The organism is Chlorobaculum thiosulfatiphilum, from assembly GCF_006265165.1.
In the GTDB taxonomy this organism is placed as follows: domain Bacteria; phylum Bacteroidota; class Chlorobiia; order Chlorobiales; family Chlorobiaceae; genus Chlorobaculum; species Chlorobaculum thiosulfatiphilum.
Genome location: NZ_VDCH01000003.1, coordinates 67,793 through 85,883, shown reverse-complemented (window position 1 = coordinate 85,883; position 18,091 = coordinate 67,793). Strand labels below are relative to the sequence as shown.

The following is an 18,091-nucleotide window of genomic DNA, read 5'->3' as shown; positions in this document are numbered from 1 at the left end:
CATGGCAAGCACCTTCTTCCTCATAGCCCTCGGCTTCGTCATCGGCCTCGGCGGCTGGGCGCTCTTCCTCTGGGCCGTCCGCAGCGGCCAGTTCGACGACGCCGAAGCCCCGAAATACCGGATGCTCGACGACGACGACGAGGTTCGCAACAAGCCGAAGAAAAAGTCCGGGAATATGGACAAGTGAGGAGTGCAAAGTCTTCAGGAGGGCTTCAGCCCGACGGACATTCAGAATTCTTACATTCACATTGCCCCGGTTTTCAAACCGGGGTTCATGAATAGCGCAAAATAGATCCGGGTTTCAGCCCAATTTCTTTCCACGACGACACTGTCGATTTCGATCAATACAATGGAGAAATCAACATCGAAAACATGACGGGTGAACTTCTTGCGATGCTGCTGGCCGGACTGGCCGGAGGATTCGGCCACTGCATCGGCATGTGCGGGCCGGTGGTGGCGGCGCTGTCGCTCGGCCCGGCTCGGCCCGGCTGGACGCATCACCTGCTCTACAACCTGGGCCGGGTGACGACCTACACCATTCTCGGCGCGGCAGTCGGCGCGACCGGCTCGTTCCTGGCGCTCGCCACCTCAATCGACCCGATCCAGACCGCCGTCATGGCGCTCTGCGGCCTCTTCATCGTGCTGGTCGGGCTGATTTCCGCGGGATGGCTCCCCTTTGGCAAGCGCCTGCTCGCCTGCACGCCCGCCATGCCCTTCGTGCGGAAAACGATGAACCTCTTCATAAACTCGCCATCCGCCGGAGCATGGTATCCGCTGGGACTCGTGCTCGGCTTCCTCCCCTGCGGCCTCACCTTCACCGCGCTGCTCGCCGCCGCGCGAGCCGCCATGAACGCCCCCGAACACTTCGCGGGCATGGTGCAGGGCGCGCTGATGATGCTCCTCTTCGGCCTCGGCACCGCCCCGGCACTGCTCGTCGTCGGCAAAACCGCCGCCCTCATCGGCGAAAAAACCCGCCAGCGCCTCTACCGCCTCGCCAGCCTCATCATGATCGCAACGGGGTTATGGTTCATCTACAGCGCCTTCCGGGGTTAAGGCCTTCCCACGAAATCGCTTTTCCGACAGATCAGATTTCTATATCATTCCCTGCCATCGTATACCCCATTTACAGCCGTAACAATCGTTAAAACAAAAATTTACCGTCGCCGGTGAATTTTTCGCGACCGGGCGTGGTTGGTTCATCGTTGTCACTCTCGACAACCATACATCAATCACTTATCAACCCATATGGATACCCTGTTTCTTGCGCGTTTGCAATTCGCCCTGACGTCGGTGTTCCACTTCTTCTTTGTACCCCTTACCCTTGGACTCTCCATTTTCACGGCGATCATGGAAACCGCGTGGGTCAGGACGGGCAAGGAGAAGTACCGTCAGTTGGCCAAATTCTGGGGACACCTGTTCCTCATCAACTTCGCCATCGGCGTCGTGACCGGCATCGTCATGGAGTTCCAGTTCGGCATGAACTGGTCGCAGTACTCCCGCTTCGTCGGCGACATCTTCGGCGTGCCACTCGCCATCGAGGCGCTGCTGGCCTTCTTCCTCGAATCGACCTTCCTCGGCATCTGGGTCTTCGGCTGGGATCGCATCCCGAAAGGGCTGCACGCCGCATCGATCTGGCTGGTCGCCATCGGCTCGAACCTCTCGGCGCTCTGGATTCTGGTCGCCAACTCCTTCATGCAGTCGCCGGTCGGCTTCCAGATGGCCGCTGACGGCTCGCGGGCCGAGATGACCAGCTTCTCCGAGCTGCTCTTCAACCCCTACGTCTGGTTGCAGTTCCCGCACGTGCTCACAGCCGGCGTCGCCACGGGCGGCTTTCTCGTCGTCGCCGTCAGCGCCTGGCACCTCATGAACAAGACCCGCGACGAGGAGCAGTTCAGAACCTCGCTGAAATTCGGCGCGATCTACGCCTTCATCGGCGCTCTCTTGGTGAGCCTCGCCGGTCACACGCAGATGCAGGAGATGGTGCACAACCAGCCGATGAAGGTGGCCGCCGCCGAAGCGCTCTGGCACACCGAAAATCCGGCCAGCTTTTCGCTCTTCACCATCGGCGACGAAAAGAAAATGGAGGATGTCTTCTCGATCCGCGTACCCGGAATGTTGTCGTTCCTCGCCTACAACAACTTCTCCGGTGAAGTCAAAGGCATCAGCGAGCTTCAGGAGGAGGCGGTCGCCAAATACGGCCCCGGCGACTACATACCGTCGGTCATCACCGCCTACTGGAGCTTCCGCTTCATGGTGGGCGCGGGTACGCTGATGCTGCTCGCCGCCGCAGTGGCGCTCTTCAAGGTGATCCGCGAGGACTACACCTTCGGCAAGCTCACCGGAGCGCTCCTGCTCTCGTCGTTCACGCTGCCCATTATCGCCAACTCGGCGGGGTGGATTCTGACCGAGATGGGCCGCCAGCCGTGGATCGTGGTCGGGCTGCTCAAAACCGAACAGGCGGTGACGCCCGCCTCGGTGGTCAGCGGCGCTGAACTGCTCACCTCGGTGGTGGTGTTCACGCTCATCTACAGCGCGCTGACGCTCGTCGATGTGCTGCTCTTGAAAAAATATGCAACGGCTGGCCTGCACGGCGCCGAATAAACCGAAAAGGAGACAACAATGGATTTGCAGACCATGCAGATAATCTGGTTCATTCTGGTCGCCGTTCTGTTCACCGGATTCTTCATTCTCGAAGGATTCGACTTCGGCGTCGGCATCCTGCTCCCCTTCATGGGCAAGGATGACCTCGAACGCCGCACGGTGATCAACACCATCGGCCCCTTCTGGGACGGTAACGAAGTGTGGCTCATCACGGCTGGCGGCGCGATCTTCGCGGCGTTCCCGCACTGGTACGCCACGCTCTTCAGCGGCTTCTACCTGGCGCTCCTGCTCATGCTGGTGGCGCTCATTTTTCGCGGGCTGGCGTTCGAGTACCGCAGCAAGCGCGACAACCCCGCGTGGCGCAGCTTCTGGGACTGGAGCATCTTTTTCGGCAGCGCCATTCCCGCCCTGCTCTGGGGCGTGGCGATGGCCAACTTCATCCGCGGCGTACCAATTGACGCCTCGATGAACTACACCGGCGGCTTCTTCAACCTGCTCAACCCGTATGCGCTGGCCTGCGGCTTGGCGTCGCTGACGATCTTCACGTTGCACGGCGCGGTGTTCCTGACGCTCAAGACCACCGACGAGCTGCACGAACGCGCGATGGGGCTGGCCAAAAAGCTCTGGATTCCGGCCACCGCGCTCTCGCTGGTCTTCGCGGTTTACACCTTCGTCGAGACCGACCTCTTCGCCCGCCTCGGCGTCAACCCCGGCGCGATTCCGATCTTCAGCGTACTGGCGCTCTTCTCGGTGATCGTGCTGCTCAACAAGGGCGCATCCGGCTGGGCGTTCGTCATGACCACCGTCTCGATTGCCTTCTCGACCATCACCATCTTCATGGGGCTTTTCCCGCGAGTGCTGGTTTCGAGCACCAACCCCGACTGGAGCCTGACGATCTACAACGCCTCGTCATCGCAGTACACCCTCGGCATCATGACCACGGTCGCCGCGATCTTCGTCCCGATCGTGCTCCTCTACCAGGGCTGGAGCTACTGGATCTTCCGCCAGCGCGTGACGAAGAACTCGAAGCTGGAGTATTGATGGGGAGAGCTTTGATTTGAGACGATGAATCCCGCAGGTGCGATCTCGACATATCGGGATCGCACCTTTTCTATTTTCCTCGACAAAAGATGATATTCGCGCTGTTCAGCGATAACTGCCGTACATTCGGTTAGAGCATTCCCGATTCAATCGTATTTCAGATACTATCCACGATTGAGTTGCTATCTGATCAAATCATCAAACAACCCTTGCAGACATGAGGTCATTGCCGAGTGGTTGATGTTCTCGATATTCTTCCTGACCATATCATCCGAAAGTCTGCCGAACCATTCAGGAGAAGGAACCAGCGCATTGTTGAGGTCTTGCGGTTCAAACTTGTCCAACTTTCCGCCATATTTCCTCACCTCTCTCGAAATGATCTGCTGCCCGGCTGCCGAACAAAAATACAGAAACAGATGATCGACAAATCTCGATCCAAAAAGGTTGGGATAAAAGCAGTGAAAACAGGTTAACGACAACACCTGACTTTTATTGCGGATAACCTTGAAGCCATTTCGAGAAAACACCCCGAACAGAATCGGAGCAGGCTGCCTCCGCTCCAGTTTGAACCAGGGTTTTCGCATTCGAGTCAAGTATCTTGTATCGTAACCCTCTCGTTCCCCCAACTCGATGTATTTCCTGACGGCTTTGTTTTCGTTTTGCAGCATGGAAAGATCCACTAAAAGAACGGGTTCATCGTTTTCAACAAGACAATCAACCTCTGCATCCGTTACAAGAGCTTGTCTGATCTGCGAACTTCTTGAGATACAAGGATGAAGGATCGACTCAGGCAATCCATTTTCTATTGCCTCGGATCTGGACAAGAGAAAATATTCGTTCGCGCCTGTCGCTATTCCTCTGGAAAACGAGCCATACATCGATAGCGGATGAAGCGCCTCATGATTTATATCGCATGGTTCATCGAAATGTCGTAACCACTTGTCCGCAGGATCAAGCTCCTCTGCCGGAACATCTCTGCACGGCACTTCGCCAAGACCGAATTTCAACTGATCGAGTGTTTGTACCGTGCAAAATTTGACAGGGTCGCTTTTCCCGTCGTCTGAAACGAAAATGATACCAACAGATGTTATCGCATCAGGAAATATTTCGCCCTCCGGTTCGATTCGCAGCAATACTTTGAGACGGCCTTTTTCAAGAAGAAAACGTTTAACTGTTTCTCCGTAACCCGTATTCAGAAACTCCAATGGCATCAAGTATGCCAGGCGACCGCCAGGCGCAAGTTCATGCAGAGATTTCAGGAGAAATGCAGATGCAATGTTTGTATAACCGGACAGCTTGTGCCCAAGATGTTTTTCAATTGTCGGAAAGACCGATTGACGCTCCAAAAAATTCTGAAACCGCATGTATGGCGGATTGCAAACAATTACGGAATATTTCTTATCCCAAATCGAGAAGTAATCGACGTTTCTCAATGAAAGGTTTTCGGCGTGAATGTCTGGATAATCTTCAATAAAATGGGACAGCACCGTTTCATCCTTTTCAACTCCGGAAAATCTTATTTCCGGATTCAACTCCGTTCCCGCGAAATAAAACGCACCCAAACCGAATGCCGGATCAAACAACTCTTTTGCACCATTCTCCAGAAGCCAGCGGCACATAAACCTTGCAACCAGCGGTGGCGTAAAGAATTGCCCGTGGCGCTGCCTGTGCTCCAATTCGACTGTGCTATGGTAACGCGCTACAGTTTCAGCCAACACGCAACACCTCCTTCAACAACTCTCCATCGAGGTATCCGCGTCCGCCTTGAAACGTCACATAAAACAACAATCGACCTCGCCCCAACTCTTTCATTTGTGAATAGTGTTCCGGCATATCGATTCGGCCAATGATTTCCTGGCCAACTTGCACATTGATCTTGATTGTAGTTTTTCCCTGATTTTTAACATCACGTTCAATTGAAAACACTTCGCCCTCCTTCTCCGAATCTCCAGCAATCTCCAGAATGTGCTCAAACGGAATCAAATATGCTTTATCGAAGAAAACCTGCAAATAGTAGTGCTTCACGCCAAAACGCTGTATCCAGCGATTTACAAGCGCAATATCCTCCACTTTTGGAGTGATGCTGAGATAATCACGTTTATGAAGAACCTCGATATTTTTCTTGAGTTCCCTAAGCAGATCGCTCAATCGCCGCAGTTCTGCCGATGATGACCATGAGGGTCTTCTGAAATCGAGTTGTTTGAATGATTCGTTGTTCGCTGACAATAAAAAACGATACAACTCGTCATTTTTCCCACTGAGAAGATTTGCAAGGTCGCCGTTTACAATGTCATTTCTGATCCGATGACAAGCTGCCAACGAATCGATTGCCCGCTGTTCCATATACGCAGCATACCGATTGGAAAGGAATGAACTTGAACGAACCTCTATTGCGGCAATCGCGCGACTCACCACCTCATCACTTGAAGTATCTGGTACCCCATCCGGAAATTGTGATCGTTCAAAAACCAGTATATCAGGCAGCTTCCCGATTTCATTGAGTTCATTTTGATAGGAGGTATAAAATCCCTCAAATCCTTCATCACCAGCAGCCAAAGAGTCCGAACGGCCATACTGAACCGCAAGCAACCCGAGTTCATTCTCGTTAATTGCGCTATGCACAATGCGTTCTGCCCAATCCCCCTGCGCTTTGTTCGTCAAGAACTCCGAACTCGCCATCGTCGATGGTCACCAGCCAACCTGTACATCGAGATCAATTCCAAGGTCCAGAGATTGAATCAGTCCGGTGATTTTCTGCTTGTAAACAGTACTCATAAGTCAATTTTGGCTCCGCAGGTCTTGAAATCCCCTCTGTTTTTTTAAATATACGGAAAAAGAGCTGCCCCTTCAGGCGATCGGCATTGCGTGATGAACAGACCTCGCCCGCCTGTTGCATCGCTCGTGGGAATTCTTTACCATTGGTAGCGGGTTGATTTCGTAAATTCTCACCATGAACGAACATAACTATCCTTCCGGCTCCAAACAGTCTGTGCGATGAACATTGACCGGAACCTCATGCGGCTGCTTTCGGAACAGAAGCGGCCTTTCATTTTGTCGGGCCTCGCGGGCGCGGTGGGGGCGCTTATGCTGGTGGCGCAGGCGTGGATGCTGAGCGGCATCATTGAGATGGCGTTCCGGCAGGCTCCGGCGTGGCGGGAGGTTCTGCCGCTCGTGGGCCTCTTCGCGCTCTTCAGCACGTTGCGCGTACTCTTCGGCTGGGCGGGGCATCACGAGGCCAAAAAGGGCACACTCGCCATCCGCAAAACGCTGACCGAACGGCTCTCCGGCACCATCGCGGCGCTGGGGCCGTCGTTCGCCCGTTCGGCGCAGAGCGGGCGCATCGTCACCACGCTGCTCAAGGGCGTGGAGTCAGTCGATGCCTGGTTCAGCCAGTACATCCCGCAACTCCTTCTGTCGCTTATTGTTCCGCTGGTGATCCTCGTGGCGATCTTCCCCGCCGACTGGCTCTCCGGGCTGATTCTTGTGCTGACGGCTCCACTCATTCCGCTCTTCATGATTTTGATCGGCAAACGGGCAAGCGCGGCCACCGAAAAGCAGTGGAACACCATGAGCCGCATGAGCGGTCACTTCCTCGACATGTTGCAGGGCCTCTCGACGCTCAAGCTCTTCGCGCAGGCCAAGGCGCGGCGCGACGGCATCGAAGAGGCGAGCGAGAACTTCCGCCACTCGACGATGCAGGTGCTGAAAATCGCCTTTCTCTCCTCGCTGACGCTCGAACTGGTCGGTACGCTCGGCACGGCGGTGGTGGCGGTGAGCATCGGCCTGCGGCTGCTCGGCGGCCATCTGCCCTTCCGCCCCGGCCTCTTCGCGCTGCTGCTCGTGCCGGAGTTCTACCTCGTGCTCCGCCAGCTCGGCACGAAGTTCCACGCGGGCATGGAGGGCGTCACCGCCTCGAAGGAGATGCACGAAATTCTCGACCGCGCAAGCGAGATTCCCAAAGCGGGTTCGTGCGACCTCGACGCCAACGAGGTTTCGACGCGCCCCATCGTCATCGACAATCTGAGCTACCGCTTTCCCGGCAGCGGCAAAGCGGCGCTCGACGACGTCAGTCTCACCATCGAGCCGGGCACGGTGACGGCCCTGACCGGCCCCAGCGGCGCGGGCAAGAGTACGCTCCTGAACCTGCTCCTGCGCTTCGTCGAACCCGCCGATGGCGCGATTTCGCTCGGCAGCCGCAGGGTGCGCCAGTTCAGCCTCGACTCGTGGTACCGGCAGATCGCCTGGGTGCCGCAGCATCCCTTTCTCTTCAACGCCACCATCCGCGACAACCTCCTGATGGCCCGGCGCGACGCCACGCAGGATGAGATCGACAAGGCGCTGAAGCAGGCCGGCCTCTTCGACATGGTGCGCTCGCTGCCCGAAGGGCTGGAGACGATGATCGGCGAAGAGGGGGCGCGACTGAGCGGCGGCGAGGCGCAACGGCTGTCGCTGGCCCGCGCCTTCCTGAAGGACGCGCCGCTCCTCTTGCTCGACGAGCCGACCTCGCACACCGACCCGATCCTCGAAGCGCAGCTCCGCAAGGCGATGGAGGTGCTGATGCGCGGGCGCACGGTGGTGATGATCGCGCACCGGCTCGAAACCATCCGCAACGCCGACCGCATCGTGGTGCTTGACGGCGGCAGGATAGCGCAGAGCGGTACGCACGGCGAACTGATGGCGGACGCGGGTTTCTACCGGCAGGCGATCTTCTCGTCGATGGAGGAGGTTGCAGCATGAAGACCTTCCTCCGCCTCGTCGGCCTCACCCGCCCCTTCGCCTGGTGGATGCTCCTCGCCGCGCTCATCGGCTTCGCCACCATCGGCAGCGGCATCGGCCTCCTGATGGCTTCGGCCTGGCTCATCACCACCGCCGCGCTGATGCCCGCGCTCTCGGCGTTGCAGATCGGCATCACCGGCGTACGCTTTTTCGGCATCTCTCGCGGCGTAATCCGCTACGCCGAGCGGCTCATGTCACACAACACCACGTTTCGGATACTCACCCGGCTGCGCGTCTGGTTCTACGACGCCGTCGAGCCGCTCGCCCCGGCCCGGCTCGCCGCCTACCGGAGCGCCGACCTGCTCAAGCGGATCGTCGATGACATCCAGAGCCTCGAAAACATCTACGCCCGTGTGCTCTCGCCGCCCGTCACCGCCGCGCTGGTGACGCTGCTCATGTGGTTCATCGTGGGTCACTGGTCGATCCAGGCCGCCGAAGGGGTGCTCGCCTCGCAGCTTGTCGCCGGAATCGCCGTGCCGATGCTGACGGCACGGCTCGCCAGAGGCACGGCCCGCGGCATCACCGCGCTCCAGGGTGAACAGCAGGTGCTCGCGGTCGATATGGTGCAGGGCATGAGCGAACTGCGCGTTTTCGGCATGGTCGGCGACTACACCGCGCGGCTGCGCGAGGCCGAAGCAAAGAAGCTCGCCTTGCAGAAACGGGCCGCCTTCATCGAGGGGCTGCACGAATCGCTGACCGGACTTGCGATGAACGGCGCGGTGATCTGGATTCTCTACTCGATGCTGCCGCTGGCCAGAAGCGGCGCGGTGAACGGCGTCACGCTCGCCTCGGTGGTGTTCGGCGTCATGGCTTCGTTCGAGGCGTTCCTGCCGCTCACCGGCTCGGTGCAGAACATCGAGGCGGACGTCCGGGCGGGCGAGCGCCTGTTCGAAATCATCGACGCCAAACCCGAAGTGGTTCCGCCAGCGAAACCGGAACCCTTCCCGAAATCAACTGGCATCGAAGTCAAAAATCTCACTTTCACCTACCCCGGCTCGGATCGCCCCGCGCTCGACGGCGTATCGTTCAGCGTACCGCCAGGCAGCCGGACGGCCATCGTCGGCCCGAGCGGCGCGGGCAAATCGACCATCACCTCGCTCATGGTGCGCTTCTGGAACCCGACGCAGGGCACGATTTCGATTGGCGGGCAGAACATCGACCGGCTCGATCCCGAAGCGCTGCGCCGCAACATCGCGGTCGTTTCCCAAAAGACGTACCTCTTCGGCCAGACCATCCGCGAAAACCTGTTGCTCGCCGCGCCGGACGCAACGGACGAGCAGCTCCGCCAGGCGCTCACGATGTCGGGACTCGACAGCCTGCAAGGCCGCCTCGATGACTGGGCGGGCCAGCACGGCATGAACCTCAGCGGCGGCGAACAGCAGCGCCTCGCCATCGCGCGGATGATTTTGCAGAACGCCCCAGTGATCGTGCTCGACGAAGCCACGGCCAACCTCGACGCCGTTACCGAAGAGGCGCTGCTCGACACCCTCCACCGCACCAGCCAAGGCCGGACGGTCATGGCCATCACCCACCGCCTCCACCACATGGAGCGCTACGACGATATTATTGTGCTCTACGAAGGCAAGGTAATCGAACGCGGCAGCCACGAAGAGCTGCTCAAGCTCGACGGCTTTTACGCGGGAATGTGGCGCTTGCAGCACGGGGAGGGAAATGTGTAAGTTTATGTTTTAGGCGACGTTACCGCTAACCACATCGCCAATGAAAAGCAGCAACTTTACTACCAGCCGCACAATACCACTATAGCAAGAAAAGCATAAAGCAAGCCGAACGCCCAAGGGATCCAGCTTTCGATATTGCTGAGATTCCAGCGCTTCGACTCGTGAAGAATCTGATCTTCACGAGTGTACAAAGCATACGGGAAGTGGTGTTCCATCTCCATGAGAACCTTGAACTTCGCATGGTTGATCTTTCGGTAAGAAACAAGCAGGGCAGCCCATGCCATGCTGATGATGAATCCAGCCACAGGAAGAGCGAAAAGCCACAGATGACGACCGGATGAACCAACAATCTCCTTTCCTTTCTCCATGAGAACATAAAAAGCTACAAGAGCACTATTGACCGAAAGCATCCAGGTATTCGCCACCGCACGCCTGTCACTCACCTTTTCGGTCGTCTCTTTGTAGAGTTTGTAAAGCTCAAAGACCGACGGTTCGAATTCCTGATTTGCCATATTCATATCCTCCGTTTATGCTGAAGCTGCAAGCAATCATATACGCTTAAACAAGTCATGCGAAATACATGAAATAAAACAACATTACGATGTCAGGGTGTTGCGGACACCTGCCTTGTTCTCATAACCCGCGAAGTGTCGAAGCCTTGCGCTTTTGCCTCTTCGAGCAGTTTGGCGTAGAGCGCTGGCTCCATTTGCGGGGTGCGGGCTAAAATCCAGAAGTAGTCCCGGCTGGAGGCTGTTACCATTGCCCAGGAGTAGTTGTCGCGGTCGAGGGCGAAAACGTTGTACGGGCCGTAGAAGGGGCCAAAAAAGGAGACTTTCAGCGCGCCGACGTTCGGGTCTCCGGCGAATTTGGCTTTGCCCTCGGCGGTTTTCCACTTCTTTTTGTCAGGGTAGTAGCCCTTGTTGAGCACCTGCACCATGCCGTCCTTGCGCAGGGTGTAGTTGGCCGACACCTGCTCGGAGCCGCGCTCGAAGCGGTTCTCGATTCTGGCGATCTCGTACCAGGTGCCGAGGTAGCGGTCAAGCTTGAAGTTATCCACCGCCACGATCCCCTCCGGCGCGCCAGCGCACCCGGCAAGCGTGGCGATCCACAACAGCAAAGGCAAAAATAATTTTTTCATCGGTGTTCTCCAGTTTTTTCAGGAACAACAAAATCCCCGCTTCAGAGTTCCGGGTTTGCGTGCTCAGGGATTCAGGGTATCAGTACCCACTTCAACACCGGCACGGTGGTCGGCGCGTCATCGAACATCTTCGGGCAACGAATGTCCCGCTAAAAGCTTGAGAGACGTGAGCAGTTTGATAGTCATGAACAAGGAGGTTGGCTCATACTCATTTCTGACTTATTTATTTTATGCGTTGCGAGAAATCTTGCTTCACGGTATTTTAAATTGAAATGAGATAAGGTATCACCAAAAAAATAATTTTTTCACTATGTCACACTCAAGATACTCTCCTGTAACGATTAAACTCATTACCGAATCAATTGGCCGTAAGCGGATTGAAAAATCCTTTTCCGATCAAACCGTTTTGGTTGAATTTGGGGAAACAATAACTAAAATGAGTGTCGATCGCCACCTGAGCGCCGGTCGCAACCCCGACAAGATTGAGTGGTTACATGGTTCGTCTGCCGATTTTAAAGATGTAACGGGTGTTGAGATCACCAAAAATGATGGCAACTCTATTTTATCTGGTCATTTGAATAGAAATTTCAGCATTAGGAATACCGAACTCGGTGTTAGTTTTTCGATTTGACCGATGGCATAATGTGTGAAAAGGAAAATGTCTTCGGATGAAGTCTTTGGTTCGGACATTTGAGTCAGTTTTAAGTCGGAAAGCTCAACTTGTTACTTGCCGCTGCAGGTGATTTTTTATATGAAAAACTTGTTTATCTGATTAAGCAAAAAAAACAATACCAAAATCTTATGAAGGTAAACGAATATATTTCACGTTCTGCTAAATTCCTGAACATCATAAATATTTATCCAGGGGTTAGCATACATACATTAAAAGATGGCATTACAATGGGTTTTTTAAATTTAGCCTTAGAACATCATTCTGCAATGCTAACATTGGTTTCTGGCAATCATTACTGTTCTGCGGCGGCTCTACTTCGCCCTCAATTTGAAGCTTTCATCAGAGGCGTTTGGATTTATCATTGTAAAAATGATGAATCTGAAATAAAAAAAATTTATACAAGCAAAAATGGGTTTATTGGGGTTAAAAGCTGCGTTAAAGAGATCATAAAATTCGATCCTTACAAAAGTGGTGAATTATCTGCATTTACGGATAGCGTTATCAATACTATGCATAACCTAACTCATGGAGGGAATCTACAAGTGGCAGCCAAGACGGCTAATTATTCGGAAAAACAAATCTTAGAAATGCTGCAATTAGCTGGTGTAATAACGAAAAATGTTTTTCTTGAATGGGCCTATTTACTGCAAAGCAATGAAATGAAAAGAGATGTATTATCGGCCTATAATAGTCTATTTCTTGCCAAATGATATTCGTTCAAAAAAAGGGATTCTTTTACTTGAGATTCTATAAAACACGTTTTGAACATTGCTTACGTATACTAATCTATAAAACTCCAGCCGTAATTCACAATTCCAGCTTTTACAGCTACTCCTGCGGTAGCGGCATCGATAGCATTCATCCCATGCTTTGAGGCCGGGAATGGGTTCACGAGTTCTACGACAATGCGTCCTTTCATATCAGATTCTGAATAAAATCTTCCGATGTCGGCTTTCCATAAGATTAAATCCGGCGAATAGTTCAGTTGAACGGTATAGTGCATTAAAGCGCTTTTAACCCCTTTTAAATCTGAATTTACCGATTCATCATCAGAAAAGTTTTTTAAAGCCCAATACTCAATTGTCCCTGTTCCATGAATTATAGCATTGCCAACACATTTAAGACTGTATAAATCAACATAGGCAGTGTTTCCTGATGGATCTGAATAAGCCAGCAACCATTTAAATTCATTAGGAATCATTGCCGCAATTGTTTCATGGTATTCTTTTTCCCTTTGAATCGAATCCTGTTCAGCAGATTTTTTTGATGAATCGACTTGTGTTTGTTCCTTTGATGCTGGCGGTTGGTGATCTTGTTTTGACGAGCAGCTTCCAACAAAAATAAGGCCAATAAATAATATCCCAAAAAAAACCGCAATACCGGAAGCGAATCGAATCCTTTTCGAGGTAGCTGGGTAAGGAACCCCGCAATGAGGGCAAGATTTAGCTGATTTACTGACTTGGCCGCCGCATTCGCGGCAAGTTGAGAGGCTCATATCCGGAAAATTATTGGTTTTAGAGATAAAAGCGGTACTTCGGATACTTCTCTCTTGATGATACATCTATAAATAAAAAAATACAAAAGGGCCAAGAATTCATGCAGCAATGACCAGCTTTCCCATCTCCGGCGCGGCGTCGAGTTCCCACAGCACCGGTTCAAGCCAAAGCCCATTATTACCTTTATGGCGAGTATTCCAGTCGGTGATAACTTCTTCGGCAATCTTGCGCTCCTCGCCAACATCGGAAGGCGAGGCGATGAGCACTTTGATGATTCGCATGGCTCAGGGGGTGAAATTGAAAGGCCGTTCGTATAAGCGGAAATTACGCAAAAATACGATGAGAGCACATGGGGCGTACGCCTGTACAAGAAAAGGGCGGCCGCAAGAGCCGCCCCTACGGGGGAGAATTCGGGCCAACCGTCCCTTATTTTACCCGCCTTTATGCGGCTCGTTTCGGCATACTTCGCCGGGGTATTCGAGTTCTACGGTGGAGTGGTAAATGCCGTGGCGGGCGACGAGCTTGCGAATCTCCTCTTTAATGCTGGCGTACTCGGCGAGGTTGACGTCGCAGTCGATTTCGAGGTGGGCGGTGAAGACCGTGCGCTCTCCGTCGAGCGACCAGAGGTGGGCGTGATGCACTCCGCTGACGTGCTCTGTCTGGCGGATTTCGCTGACCACCTTGTCGAGGCTGAGTTCGCTCGGCACGGCTTGCAGGAAGACCGGCACGAGCGCCCGGAGGTTTTTCACCACGCCGGTGAGAATGTAGAGCGTGATGACGATGGCGAGCAGCGGGTCGAGCATGGGCAGGTTGACGAAAAGCAGCACCACCGAAACCAGCAGCACCGCGAGCCAGCCGAGCACGTCTTCGAGCAGGTGCAGCGCAATGACGCGGGCGTTCATCCCCTTCTGCCCCTTGAGGCGCAGCATGGCGAGCGAGTTGACCGCCACGCCGACCAGCGCGATGGCAGCCATGCCTCTGGCGTCCGGCAGTTCGGGATGGATCAGGCGCGGCACGGCTTCGACGAGCACCACGAATGAGCTGACGAGCAGCAGCAAAGCGCTTACGAGCGCCCCGAAGATCGAGAAGCGCTGATAGCCGTAGGAGTAGCGTTTGTCGCCCGTCCGGCCCGAAAGCTTCTCGAAATACCACGCCTGCCCGAGCGCGATGGAATCGCCGAAATCGTGCACGGCGTCGGCGAGAATGGCCGTGCTGTTGGTGAGCACACCTCCGACCACTTCGAAAATCGTAAAGCCGAGGTTCAGGAAAAAGGCGCTCTTGATGCTCCCGACCGCGTGGTGATGATGCCCGGCGTGACCGTGCTCGTGCTCGTGGTTATGGTCGTGCTCGCTCATCTGGATTCCTGTCTCTGACGATACTTCATGGTACAAAAACTCCGCGACCGGCGCAGTTCAGTCGAACACGACGGTCTTGCGGCCGTTGAGCAGGATTCGGTGCTCGCAGTGCAGCCGCAAGGCCCGCGCCAGCACGATGCGTTCGAGGTCGCGCCCTTTGCGCACCAGGTCGTCGAGCGTGTCGCGGTGGGAGATGCGGATAATGTCCTGCTCGATGATCGGCCCTTCATCAAGCTCGTCGCTAACGTAGTGGCTGGTCGCGCCGATCAGCTTCACGCCGCGCCGGTAGGCCTGCCGGTACGGGTTGCCGCCAACGAAAGCCGGAAGAAACGAGTGGTGGATGTTGATGATCCTGCCCGGCCAGCGCCCGGTGAACTCCGGCGAGAGCACCTGCATGTACCGCGCCAAGACGATCGTGTCGATGCCATGCTCGTCGCACAGCGCCATCTGCCGCCGCTCCGCCTCCGCCTTGGTTTCCGCCGTCACCGCAATGACGTGGAACGGAATGCCGTGCGCTTCGGCAAGCGGCGCGAGGTCGGCGTGGTTGGAAACGACGAGCGGAATGTCGATGTCGAACTCCCCGAGGCTGTGCCGCCAGAGAATTTCGCGCAGGCAGTGATCGTACTTCGAAACGAAGATCGCCATGCGGTTCCGCTTGCCGGAGAGGCGAATCTGCCAGTTCGCCCGGAATTCGCGGGCCAGCGGCGTAAATGCCGATTCGAGGTCGGCGGCGGGAATCGAGAAGTGCTCGAGGCTCCACGAAACGCGAAGAAAGAAGTGATGCTCCTCCACATCGACATGCTCGTTGAGGTCGAGAATGTTTCCGCCGCGCTCGTAGATGAAGTTGGCGATCCGCGCGACCAGCCCCACGCGGTCGGGGCAGGAGAGCAAAAGCACGGCTTTGGAGGGGTCGGCGGCAGCGGTCATGGCGGCGAAACTGAACTTGGCGTTAACGATGAAACTACGGCAAGATAATGAACTTGCGCACTTATTGGTTTCACCGGGCGTGAAAGTCACAACGATGCTGGCTGAAATGAAAAAGAGCGAAAAGGCTCGAGGCTCCTTTCCGCTCTTTTTGATTCTGACGGGATTCCGCGCAGGATGTCCGCTGGCTCACACGGCGAACACTTCGTAACCATCCGGCACCCCATCCAGCACACCGGTGAGGGCGACCGGATCGGCATCGACAGCGCTGAGGAACTCCGCCGCCGAGGCCGCATCAAACCCGGCGGCCGAGGCCGCGCCAAGCGACGACTCAACGCTGGTCGAGCTGGAAAGCGCGATGGCGCCGAGGAACTCCGCCGAGTGGGTGAGAATGTTTTCGAGCTGTTCGAGCGACCAGTCCGAGGCGTAATCCTCTTCCGCCGAAAGCAGCAGGGCCGCCGCGCCAGCCGCGAAAGGCGCGGCCATCGAAGTGCCGCTCATCGAGACGTAGCCGCCATTTTTATAGGTGCTGTAAATGCTCACGCCGGGCGCGACGACAAAGTCGTAGGGATCGGTGTTGCCCGCGTCGTTGCTCCACGAGGCCACGACGTTGCTGCTGTTGACCGCGCCGACCGCGATGCCGCCGAGGGTTTTTGCGAGGACTGCCGGGTAGGTCGGCGAGGTCTGGCTGTTGTTGCCCGAGGCCATGCAGACAATGACGCCGTGATCGAGCGCGTAGGAGATGGCGTTGGTGAGGCTGCTGGAGTATGAGCCATACGCGCCCATCGACAGATTGATCACATCGGCTCCGTTATTGACCGCGTACATGATGCCGTTGGCGACCGCCGTGAAGGTGCCACCGCCCGAAGAGCTGAGCACCTTGACCGGCATGATGGTGGCGTCGTAGGCCACGCCGGTCACGCCGGTGCCGTTATACTCTCCGGCGATGATGCCCGCGATGTGTGTGCCGTGGCCGTTGTCGTCGAGCGCGTAGCCGTCGTAGTTGACGAAGTCGTAGCCGTAAATATCATCGACATAACCGTTACCGTCATCATCGACGCCGTTGCCGGAGATCTCTCCGGTGTTGATCCAGATGTTCCCGTCGAGATCGCTGTGCGTGTAGAGCACACCGGTGTCGATCACCGCCACGACAATGCCTTCGCCGGTGTATCCGGCCTGCCATGCGTCCGGAGCCTGGATGTCGTTCAGCCCCCAGTCCCACGAACCGTAGCCGTCGCCGTAAAGCGGCGCGTCGGCGATGCTCTGACCGGTGGCGGCTTCCAGCATGGCATCGATGTCGAGCAGGCCATGGCCGGAGACCGGATCCCACAAAACGGATTCGAGCGTGATGGACTCGATCGTGGACTCGGTCGTAAAATCGTAGGCATCCGCGCCAAGGTAGCTGTTCCCCGCCAGATCGTGCACCGCATCGGAACCGATGGTCACGTAGTAGTGCGTTTCGCCGGCAAGAGCGCTGGAAGGATCGATGGTCAGCGTACTGCCCGAAAAGGCGAGATGGCTGCTCGACGCCACATCGAAGCTTTCGAGCACCGCGCCCGTCGGCGATCCAGCGTGAATATCGATGGAGCCGCTTCCGGCCTGAATCGCTTCGCTGAAAGTCAGCGTGATACTGGCTTCCGGATCGACATCGCCGCTACCATCGGCGGGATCGAAACTGACAACCGTGGGCGCTGTCTTGTCGCGAATATGGATGCTGTTCAATGACCGGGCGGCAGCGGTCATTTCTCCGCTATCCGGCGAATCGTCAACGGGCGACTGACCGGGATAATCCGGCCATGCGCCGACAAAGTGATTCGATCCATTGAAATCGCCCCAAGCCAGCGAAGACTGAAAACCATCGGCCTGATGGTTCGGCAACTCCATGATATGCTTGAAGGAAACCGTATCGCCCCAGTCACGATGGGTTGACTCCCGTTCGTTCTGCCTGACTCCGGCATCGGTAAAGATGGCTGTGCTGGCAACACCGCGGTTCATTGCGCTGGCCTGAACGCCTAGCGTCCCGTTCAACAAATTTTTGTTACTCATACTGATGATTATATATGTTTTACATGTACCTCCTACGATAAACCAAACACAATACACACGCAATAATTATCAAACACAAGAAAAATATACAAAACGCCGCGCAATCCAAAAAGAAAAATATATACGCCAGCAACACGTAATTCATAAAATGAACAACAGCCACTCTCGTCCAAAAACCAGGTCGATGCCTGACGGGATGGCAATACGGCGGCTTGAGGTGAAGAGTCGTCGAAAAATGGTTATTTTCAACGGCGGCAACACTCCGGCCAGCGCGTAAAGACAGTTACATCGAGAAGAGTGACGATATGAATCTCCGGAGACCAGCCCGAATCGTTCTGGCCGCGCCAGACATGAAAGTCATC

At 55.5% G+C, this 18,091-nt stretch carries 19 protein-coding genes; 9 read left to right on the top strand and 10 right to left on the bottom strand.

Annotated features, from left to right (window positions below):
* Position 1: 1 nt before the first annotated feature.
* The 4 genes from ccoS to cydB all read left to right on the top strand — a co-directional run bounded on the left by ccoS (position 2) and on the right by cydB (position 3,642).
* Complete coding sequence (gene ccoS / locus FGF66_RS02650) at positions 2-187, top strand: cbb3-type cytochrome oxidase assembly protein CcoS (protein ID WP_139456151.1); 186 nt, start codon at positions 2-4, stop codon at positions 185-187.
* A 185-nt stretch (positions 188-372) separates the two neighbouring features.
* Positions 373-1,053, top strand: coding sequence for a sulfite exporter TauE/SafE family protein (locus FGF66_RS02645; RefSeq protein ID WP_139456150.1), 681 nt, complete (start codon positions 373-375; stop codon positions 1,051-1,053).
* A gap of 192 nt (positions 1,054-1,245) precedes the next feature.
* Positions 1,246-2,601, top strand: coding sequence for a cytochrome ubiquinol oxidase subunit I (locus FGF66_RS02640; protein WP_139456149.1), 1,356 nt, complete (start codon positions 1,246-1,248; stop codon positions 2,599-2,601).
* An 18-nt stretch (positions 2,602-2,619) separates the two neighbouring features.
* Positions 2,620-3,642, top strand: coding sequence for a cytochrome d ubiquinol oxidase subunit II (cydB, locus tag FGF66_RS02635; protein ID WP_139456148.1), 1,023 nt, complete (start codon positions 2,620-2,622; stop codon positions 3,640-3,642).
* Between the two features lie 182 nt (positions 3,643-3,824).
* Here the strand turns inward: cydB and FGF66_RS02630 are convergent, their stop codons facing one another.
* From FGF66_RS02630 to FGF66_RS12550, 3 genes are read right to left on the bottom strand one after another with little or no spacing between them, the layout of a single operon-like run.
* The gene (locus FGF66_RS02630; protein ID WP_170181181.1) at positions 3,825-5,357 is read right to left on the bottom strand and encodes an HsdM family class I SAM-dependent methyltransferase; all 1,533 of its coding nucleotides are present in this window, start codon (positions 5,355-5,357) and stop codon (positions 3,825-3,827) included.
* On the bottom strand, positions 5,350-6,321 hold the full coding sequence (locus FGF66_RS02625) for an AccI family restriction endonuclease (protein WP_211341966.1): 972 nt from the start codon (positions 6,319-6,321) through the stop codon (positions 5,350-5,352). Before FGF66_RS02625 ends, FGF66_RS02630 begins: the two co-directional genes overlap by 8 nt.
* Before the next feature lie 34 nt (positions 6,322-6,355).
* Positions 6,356-6,604, bottom strand: a complete 249-nt coding sequence (locus tag FGF66_RS12550) for a hypothetical protein (RefSeq protein ID WP_170181170.1) — start codon at positions 6,602-6,604, stop codon at positions 6,356-6,358.
* 32 nt (positions 6,605-6,636) lie between these two features.
* On the opposite strand from FGF66_RS12550, the gene cydD reads away from it, so the two are divergent.
* Together cydD and cydC are read left to right on the top strand one after the other, a co-directional pair.
* Positions 6,637-8,379 (top strand): thiol reductant ABC exporter subunit CydD, encoded by a 1,743-nt coding sequence (gene cydD / locus FGF66_RS02620; protein WP_139456146.1) that lies wholly within the window; start codon positions 6,637-6,639, stop codon positions 8,377-8,379.
* A complete protein-coding gene (gene cydC, locus FGF66_RS02615; RefSeq protein WP_139456145.1) occupies positions 8,376-10,097 on the top strand; it encodes a thiol reductant ABC exporter subunit CydC in 1,722 nt (573 codons plus the stop codon). Before cydD ends, cydC begins: the two co-directional genes overlap by 4 nt.
* Positions 10,098-10,156: 59 nt before the next feature.
* On the opposite strand, the gene FGF66_RS02610 is transcribed toward cydC, so the two are convergent.
* Both FGF66_RS02610 and FGF66_RS02605 read right to left on the bottom strand, forming a co-directional pair.
* Positions 10,157-10,609: a RipA family octameric membrane protein gene (locus FGF66_RS02610; protein WP_139456144.1), complete on the bottom strand. Its 453-nt coding sequence runs from the start codon at positions 10,607-10,609 to the stop codon at positions 10,157-10,159.
* Positions 10,610-10,701: 92 nt separating this feature from the next.
* On the bottom strand, positions 10,702-11,235 hold the full coding sequence (locus FGF66_RS02605) for a lipocalin family protein (RefSeq protein WP_139456143.1): 534 nt from the start codon (positions 11,233-11,235) through the stop codon (positions 10,702-10,704).
* Positions 11,236-11,545: 310 nt separating this feature from the next.
* Between FGF66_RS02605 and FGF66_RS02600 the strand changes: the two genes are divergently transcribed.
* Both FGF66_RS02600 and FGF66_RS02595 read left to right on the top strand, forming a co-directional pair.
* Positions 11,546-11,866: a hypothetical protein gene (locus tag FGF66_RS02600; RefSeq protein ID WP_139456142.1), complete on the top strand. Its 321-nt coding sequence runs from the start codon at positions 11,546-11,548 to the stop codon at positions 11,864-11,866.
* An 89-nt stretch (positions 11,867-11,955) separates the two neighbouring features.
* Positions 11,956-12,618: a DUF6988 family protein gene (locus FGF66_RS02595; protein WP_139456141.1), complete on the top strand. Its 663-nt coding sequence runs from the start codon at positions 11,956-11,958 to the stop codon at positions 12,616-12,618.
* A gap of 71 nt (positions 12,619-12,689) precedes the next feature.
* Here FGF66_RS02595 and FGF66_RS02590 read toward each other — a convergent pair whose 3' ends face one another.
* From FGF66_RS02590 to purU, 4 genes are all read right to left on the bottom strand, one after another.
* Positions 12,690-13,403: a zinc ribbon domain-containing protein gene (locus FGF66_RS02590; protein WP_139456140.1), complete on the bottom strand. Its 714-nt coding sequence runs from the start codon at positions 13,401-13,403 to the stop codon at positions 12,690-12,692.
* A gap of 99 nt (positions 13,404-13,502) precedes the next feature.
* A complete protein-coding gene (locus FGF66_RS02585; protein ID WP_139456139.1) occupies positions 13,503-13,685 on the bottom strand; it encodes a hypothetical protein in 183 nt (60 codons plus the stop codon).
* 150 nt (positions 13,686-13,835) lie between these two features.
* On the bottom strand, positions 13,836-14,759 hold the full coding sequence (locus FGF66_RS02580) for a cation diffusion facilitator family transporter (protein WP_139456138.1): 924 nt from the start codon (positions 14,757-14,759) through the stop codon (positions 13,836-13,838).
* A 57-nt stretch (positions 14,760-14,816) separates the two neighbouring features.
* Entirely contained in the window at positions 14,817-15,686 is an 870-nt protein-coding gene (gene purU, locus FGF66_RS02575; protein ID WP_139456137.1) for a formyltetrahydrofolate deformylase, read from the bottom strand.
* Here purU and FGF66_RS02570 point away from each other — a divergent pair.
* A complete protein-coding gene (locus FGF66_RS02570) occupies positions 15,685-15,894 on the top strand; it encodes a hypothetical protein (RefSeq protein WP_139456136.1) in 210 nt (69 codons plus the stop codon). The genes purU and FGF66_RS02570 overlap by 2 nt on opposite strands.
* Here FGF66_RS02570 and FGF66_RS02565 read toward each other — a convergent pair.
* Positions 15,873-17,678, bottom strand: a complete 1,806-nt coding sequence (locus tag FGF66_RS02565; RefSeq protein ID WP_246046524.1) for a S8 family serine peptidase — start codon at positions 17,676-17,678, stop codon at positions 15,873-15,875. The genes FGF66_RS02570 and FGF66_RS02565 overlap by 22 nt on opposite strands.
* Between the last annotated feature and the right edge of the window lie 413 nt (positions 17,679-18,091).

Excerpts from the sequence above, each read along its gene's own strand:
- ccoS (WP_139456151.1), top strand. The coding sequence starts at position 2 with ATGGCAAGCACCTTCTTCCTCATAGCCCTCGGCTTCGTCATCGGCCTC.
- FGF66_RS02645 (WP_139456150.1), top strand. The coding sequence starts at position 373 with ATGACGGGTGAACTTCTTGCGATGCTGCTGGCCGGACTGGCCGGAGGA.
- FGF66_RS02640 (WP_139456149.1), top strand. The coding sequence starts at position 1,246 with ATGGATACCCTGTTTCTTGCGCGTTTGCAATTCGCCCTGACGTCGGTG.
- cydB (WP_139456148.1), top strand. The coding sequence starts at position 2,620 with ATGGATTTGCAGACCATGCAGATAATCTGGTTCATTCTGGTCGCCGTT.
- FGF66_RS02625 (WP_211341966.1), bottom strand. The coding sequence starts at position 6,321 with ATGGCGAGTTCGGAGTTCTTGACGAACAAAGCGCAGGGGGATTGGGCA.
- FGF66_RS12550 (WP_170181170.1), bottom strand. The coding sequence starts at position 6,604 with ATGTTCGTTCATGGTGAGAATTTACGAAATCAACCCGCTACCAATGGT.
- cydD (WP_139456146.1), top strand. The coding sequence starts at position 6,637 with ATGAACATTGACCGGAACCTCATGCGGCTGCTTTCGGAACAGAAGCGG.
- cydC (WP_139456145.1), top strand. The coding sequence starts at position 8,376 with ATGAAGACCTTCCTCCGCCTCGTCGGCCTCACCCGCCCCTTCGCCTGG.
- FGF66_RS02610 (WP_139456144.1), bottom strand. The coding sequence starts at position 10,609 with ATGGCAAATCAGGAATTCGAACCGTCGGTCTTTGAGCTTTACAAACTC.
- FGF66_RS02605 (WP_139456143.1), bottom strand. The coding sequence starts at position 11,235 with ATGAAAAAATTATTTTTGCCTTTGCTGTTGTGGATCGCCACGCTTGCC.
- FGF66_RS02600 (WP_139456142.1), top strand. The coding sequence starts at position 11,546 with ATGTCACACTCAAGATACTCTCCTGTAACGATTAAACTCATTACCGAA.
- FGF66_RS02590 (WP_139456140.1), bottom strand. The coding sequence starts at position 13,403 with ATGAGCCTCTCAACTTGCCGCGAATGCGGCGGCCAAGTCAGTAAATCA.
- FGF66_RS02585 (WP_139456139.1), bottom strand. The coding sequence starts at position 13,685 with ATGCGAATCATCAAAGTGCTCATCGCCTCGCCTTCCGATGTTGGCGAG.
- FGF66_RS02580 (WP_139456138.1), bottom strand. The coding sequence starts at position 14,759 with ATGAGCGAGCACGACCATAACCACGAGCACGAGCACGGTCACGCCGGG.
- FGF66_RS02570 (WP_139456136.1), top strand. The coding sequence starts at position 15,685 with ATGGCGGCGAAACTGAACTTGGCGTTAACGATGAAACTACGGCAAGAT.
- purU (WP_139456137.1), bottom strand. The coding sequence starts at position 15,686 with ATGACCGCTGCCGCCGACCCCTCCAAAGCCGTGCTTTTGCTCTCCTGC.
- FGF66_RS02565 (WP_246046524.1), bottom strand. The coding sequence starts at position 17,678 with ATGAACCGCGGTGTTGCCAGCACAGCCATCTTTACCGATGCCGGAGTC.